Here is a 2,224-nt window from a genome sequence, read left to right on the forward strand (position 1 = left end):
GGAAGGCGCGCCGGCGAGCGCGAGCGTGGTCGACAGCGAGGGCAATCCGTTGGTGATCGCGCGTTCGCCGGCCAGCCCCAAGCCGCCCGTGGCCGCACCCGCCAAGGCTGCTGCCGCCGCCTTGTTCGACAGCCCCGGCAGCGTGATGGAGCCGCGCGAAAAGACCGATCCTGAATTCGCGGCGCGGATCACCGCGAGCGCGGGCAAGCTCAATCCGCATGGCGGCTCGCTGCCGCTGCATCAGGGCGGCAAGGTGATCGGCGGCCTCGCGGTCGCCGATGTCGATCATGCGCTGGCCGATCGCTGCGCACGCGCCGCGCTTGCCCAGGCCGCACCCGAACTGCGCTAGCGGTCAAGGTCCGCGATCGCCGTCGCCGCCAGCAGGAAGGCGCCGACGCCGTAAAATTGCGTGTCGGACGCGGCGACCTTGTCGGGCTGATCGCTGACCTGTTGCACCCAGCCGAGCCGTCCATCGGGCTGGATCGCGCGGGTGAGCGCCGCCCAGCCCTTGCGCGCCGCGGGCTCGTAGGTCGCGCGGTCGAGCAACCCGGCCTTCACGCCCCAGGCGAGGCCATAGGTGAAAAAGCCGGTGCCGCTGGATTCCGGCGGCGAATTTTCGGCTGCGAGCAGGGACGGCGCCCAATAGCCGTCGGGTTTCTGGATCGCGACCAGCCGCGCCGCCATTTCGCGGAACAAGGCTTCCATCTTCACGCGGTCGGGACTGCCCTTGGGCAGCAAGGGAATGATCCGCGCGAGCCCGGCGAACACCCAGCCATTGCCGCGCGCCCAGAACAGTTTGCGCGCGTCGGCGTCGCGCCGGTCGAAGAAACGGCTGTCGCGATAATAAAGCCGCTCCTTCGGGTCGTAGAGGAAATTGGTCGTCGCCCAGAACTCGCTCAGCGCGAAATCGGCATAGCGCCTGTCGCCGGTCTGACGCGTCATCTCGAGCCAGCCGGCGGGCGCCATGAACAAGGCATCGGACCAGCACCAGCGGATTTGGCATTCCGGGCCACCATTGCCGGACGGCGGCGCATAGAAGGCCAAAGTCGCGCGCGGCGGATGCGCGAGGATGGTATCGAACTTGGCCTTGGCCGGCTCGCGCGCCGCTGCGCCCGCGCCGTTCCGTGTGGCCCACAGATAGGCCTGCAGGATCGCCTGGGAATCGGCATGATACGGACGGTCGTCCGCCTTCCAGCCGTTGCCCCGCCCCATCGCCAGGATCGCGTCGCGGAAGCGGGAGCTACGGTCATGGTCGGCCAGCGCGCTCAACCCGATCCAGAAGGCGGCTCGCATCCATGACCGCGTGTCGGCGGTCTCGAAGACATGAGACATGCCGGTCGTATCCTGCAGGCGGGCGAGCTGCCAATCGGCCAGCTTCTCTGCCGCGGCGATTGGTGTTTCAGACTGTGCCGAAATTGCCACCGGTGTCAGCAGAAGCGCCAACGCCGCGATCAGCCCGTTCATCCTTGCTCTGGTTGCCATCCAGCCTCTCCGTTATGAGACTTGGTTATCAGCCTGCGGCGGCACCGTCATGCCCCAAAAAGAGCTGAATGGGAGGCCTACCATGATCCTGCGCTTCGCTTTGCTCGCTGCCTCGCTCGCTTCGGGGGCGCAGGCCGAGCTGACCCCGCCGCCGACGCACGAACCGCAGGCGCATGTCGAGCTCGCGCCCTATCGCTATGACGACGTGCTGTGGGAGAATGACCGCACCGCGCACCGCATCTATGGCCATGCACTGGAAGCGGCCGAACCGCCGTCGGGATCGGGCATCGACGCCTGGGGCAAATCGGTGCGCTGGCCGTTCATGGCGCGTCAGCTCCATTCAGGCGACCAGCATACCGAACATGGCGAGGGGCTCGATTTCTACGACGTGCGCACCGCGCGCGGCGCGGGCGGACTCGGCATCTGGTACGACAACAATCTCTGGACCTCGCGCAATTATCGTACCGTCCGCATCCTCAATCCCGGCCCCAAGGTTGCCAGCTTCGAGCTGACCTATGCGCCCTGGCCGGTCGACGTGGTCCGCACGGTCAGCGAGACGCGCCGTTTCACCCTGCCGGTCGGCACCAATTTCACGCGCCTGACCTCGACGATGCAATCGAGCAAGCCCGGTCTGCTGACGGTCGGGATCGGCATCGGCAAGCACACCACCGCCGCCGGCAAGGAAGAGGTGGTCAAGGATGCCGAACATGGCTTCGTCAGCGTGTGGAGCGCCCCCGTCGAG

General features: G+C 67.2%; 3 protein-coding genes. 2 read left to right on the forward strand and 1 reads right to left on the reverse strand.

Annotated features, from left to right (window positions below):
* Positions 1–349 (forward strand): heme-binding protein (locus tag VK533_RS13030; protein WP_324378320.1); only part of this gene is annotated, 349 nt, incomplete at its 5' end.
* Here the strand turns inward: VK533_RS13030 and VK533_RS13035 are convergent.
* Positions 346–1,482, reverse strand: a complete 1,137-nt coding sequence (locus VK533_RS13035) for a glycoside hydrolase family 88/105 protein (protein ID WP_324378322.1) — start codon at positions 1,480–1,482, stop codon at positions 346–348. The genes VK533_RS13030 and VK533_RS13035 overlap by 4 nt on opposite strands.
* Positions 1,483–1,564: 82 nt before the next feature.
* Here VK533_RS13035 and VK533_RS13040 point away from each other — a divergent pair.
* Positions 1,565–2,224, forward strand: a 660-nt coding sequence (locus tag VK533_RS13040) for a DUF4861 family protein (RefSeq protein ID WP_324378324.1), incomplete at its 3' end; no start/stop codon positions are given.

Source organism: Sphingomonas sp. (genome assembly GCF_035317925.1).
In the GTDB taxonomy this organism is placed as follows: Bacteria; Pseudomonadota; Alphaproteobacteria; order Sphingomonadales; family Sphingomonadaceae; genus Sphingomonas_I.

Excerpts from the sequence above, each read along its gene's own strand:
- VK533_RS13035 (WP_324378322.1), bottom strand. The coding sequence starts at position 1,482 with ATGGCAACCAGAGCAAGGATGAACGGGCTGATCGCGGCGTTGGCGCTT.